Source organism: Dietzia sp. E1 (genome assembly GCF_014145015.1).
GTDB classification, from domain to species: Bacteria; Actinomycetota; Actinomycetes; order Mycobacteriales; family Mycobacteriaceae; genus Dietzia; species Dietzia cinnamea_A.
In genome coordinates this window covers 1-2795 of sequence record NZ_JAALDU010000479.1, presented here as the reverse complement: position 1 = coordinate 2795, position 2795 = coordinate 1, and the positions used below count along the sequence as shown (strand labels likewise).

At 73.1% G+C, this 2795-nt stretch carries 2 protein-coding genes and 1 pseudogene; 1 reads left to right on the top strand and 2 read right to left on the bottom strand.

Annotated features, from left to right (window positions below):
- Window positions 1-124: 124 nt before the first annotated feature.
- Together G6030_RS14260 and gcvT are read right to left on the bottom strand one after the other, a co-directional pair.
- A complete protein-coding gene (locus G6030_RS14260) occupies window positions 125-1225 on the bottom strand; it encodes a branched-chain amino acid aminotransferase (protein WP_182643575.1) in 1101 nt (366 codons plus the stop codon).
- A gap of 41 nt (window positions 1226-1266) precedes the next feature.
- Complete coding sequence (gene gcvT / locus G6030_RS14255) at window positions 1267-2379, bottom strand: glycine cleavage system aminomethyltransferase GcvT (protein WP_182643574.1); 1113 nt, start codon at window positions 2377-2379, stop codon at window positions 1267-1269.
- A 145-nt stretch (window positions 2380-2524) separates the two neighbouring features.
- Between gcvT and G6030_RS14250 the strand changes: the two are divergent.
- Window positions 2525-2795, top strand: a pseudogene (locus G6030_RS14250) (leucyl aminopeptidase); the annotation flags it as partial.

Here is a 2795-nt window from a genome sequence, read left to right as displayed (position 1 = left end):
GGTGGTGTCAACGGCGACGTCCTGGGCGCGGTCATCGAGGCCGGCACCGCCGCGGCCCTCGTCGCGGCGGTGCTCCTCGCCTGACGGCGCCGGAGGTCACGGGGCGCGGTTCACGCGGCCCGGCTCACGCCAGGCGCGTCATCCACCCGAACGGGTCCTCGACCGACCCCCGCTGGATGCCGGTGAGGGTCTCGCGCAGCCGCATGGTGATCGCGCCCGGGCCGCCGTCGCCGATCGTGTAGCCGCCGCCCGCGTGCTGGACGGAGCCGACGGGGGTGATGACGGCGGCGGTGCCGCAGGCGAACACCTCGGAGATCTCGCCGGAGGCGACGCCGGACTCCCACTCGTCCACGGAGACCTTGCGCTCGGTGACGCGGTAGCCGAGGTGCCGGGCCAGCTGCAGGAGGCTGTCGCGGGTGACGCCGGGCAGCAGGGAACCGGACAGTTCGGGGGTGACGATCTCGGCCGAGTCGCCGGCGCCCAGGACGAAGAACAGGTTCATCCCGCCCATCTCCTCGACGTACTTGCGCTCGATCGCGTCCAGCCAGACCACCTGATCGCAGCCCTTGGCGGCGGCCTGCTCCTGGGCGGCGAGCGAGGCGGCGTAGTTGCCGCCGAACTTGGCGGCGCCGGTGCCGCCCGGGCTGGCGCGGACGTACTCGGTGCTCAGCCAGACGCTCACGGGGGCGACCCCGCGGGAGAAGTACGCGCCGGCCGGGGAGGCGATGACCGAGTAGAGGTACTCGTCGGCCGGCCGCACGCCCAGGCCGGTCTCGGTGGCGATCATGAACGGCCGCAGGTAGAGCGCCTCCTCACCACCGGCGGCGGGCACCCAGTCGCGGTCGATCGCCACGATCTGGCGCAGCGACTCCATGAACAGCTCCTCCGGCAGCTGCGGCATGGCCAGGCGCCGGGCGGAGCGGTTGAAGCGGGCGGCGTTCTGCTCGGGCCGGAACGAGGCGATGGAGTCGTCGGCCTGGCGGTAGGCCTTGAGGCCCTCGAAGATCGTCTGGGCGTAGTGCAGGACCACGGCGGACGGGTCGATCGACAGGGGCGCGTAGGCCTCGACGACCGGCGTCCCCCAGGCGCCACCGGCGTACGGGATGGTGACCATGTGGTCGGTGAAGTGCTTGCCGAAGCCGGGGTCGGCGAGGATGGCGGCGCGCTCGTCGGCCGTCCTGGGCGAGGCGGACGGGCGGATGTCGAAGGCGGTCGTGTCGGACATGGCGGGTCTCGTTCCTGGAGTGCGGGGCGGGCAGGGCGGGGTCAGCGGGTGCGGATCTCGACGAGCGGGGGTACCGCGAGTCGGCACGGTACCTCTCGTCCGCGGACGTCCACGATGACCTCGTCGCCCTTCTTGAGCCCCGCGTCCAGGTCGATGAACGCCAGCGCGATCCCCGTCTTGAGTGTGGGCGAGAACGTGCCCGAGCTGGTGACGCCCACGTCGCGGCCGTCGGCCCGCACGGTCTGACCGGCGCGCAGGACGCCACGGCCGGTGACCTGGAGGGCGTACACGCGCCGGGCGGGACCGGCCTCCTTCTGCCGCAGCAGCTCCTCGCGACCCCAGAAGGACGGCTTGTCCCACCCGATGGCCCAGGCGCAACGCGCCTCGAGGGGGCTGAGGTCGACGGACAGTTCGTTGCCGTGGAGCGGGTACCCGGCCTCGGTGCGCAGGGAGTCGCGCGCGCCGAGCCCGCACAGCGCGCCCTCGCGGGACAGGACCTGCTCGGCGAGGGCGTCCCAGAGGGGTCCGGCCTCGTCCCACGCGGGCAGGACCTCGAACCCGTACTCGCCGGTGTAGCCGGTGCGGCAGATCCGCACGGACCGCCCGTTCCAGTCGGCGTCGACGAACGCCATGTAGTCGAGCTCGGTGGGCAGACCGAGCGCGCCCAGCACCTCACCGGCGAGCGGGCCCTGGACGGCGATCACGGCGCGGGAGCGGTGCTCGTCGGTGATGCTCACGTCGGGCGCGCGCTCGGCGGCCGCGGCCTGCAGCCGGCGGACGACCTCGGCGGTGTTGGCGGCGTTGGGGATGAGGAAGATCTCGGAGTCGGAGACGCGGTAGGCGATGAGGTCGTCGACCACTCCCCCGGACTCGTCGCAGCACAGCGTGTACTGCGCGCTGCCGGCGGAGATGCGGTCGAGGTCGTTGGTGAAGCACGAGTTGACGAACTCCGCGGCGCCCGGGCCGGAGACGAGGGCCTTACCGAGGTGGCTGACGTCGAACAGCCCCACCGTGGTGCGGGTGGCGGTGTGCTCGGCGACGGTGCCGGTGTACTGCACGGGCATCGACCAGCCACCGAAGGGCGCGAAGGTGGCGCCGGCCTCCGCGTGGCGGGAGTGCAGCGGCCCCTCGTAGAGGTCCCCCGTGTCTGTCATGTGGCCACTCCTCGCGCTCTCCGGTGACGGCTTCCGTCCCACGGTAGTCGATAGACTATGGTGCCCTCGCCGTGACGGTCCCACCGCGGCGTGCCGGCACCGGAACATCACCCACCTCATCCCGCCGATCACCAGGAGCGCCCCTATGCCGACCGCGCAGTCGATCCTCAGCCACACCCCGGACATCGCCCCGATCGAGGCGGTGACCTCACCCGCGGAGTCCGACGTCGTGGTGATCGGCATCGCCGCGCCCGCCGGCTCGGGTGACGGGGCCCCCGTCGTCGTCGCCCCCGGTCTCGAGGCCACGGTGACCGACGCGGTGGCCGAGGTCGCACACGCGGTCGGCGCGTCCACCAAGGTCGGCTCCACGACCCGCGTGCCGGCGCCGGAGGGCGTGCCGGGCGCGTCGGTGGTGC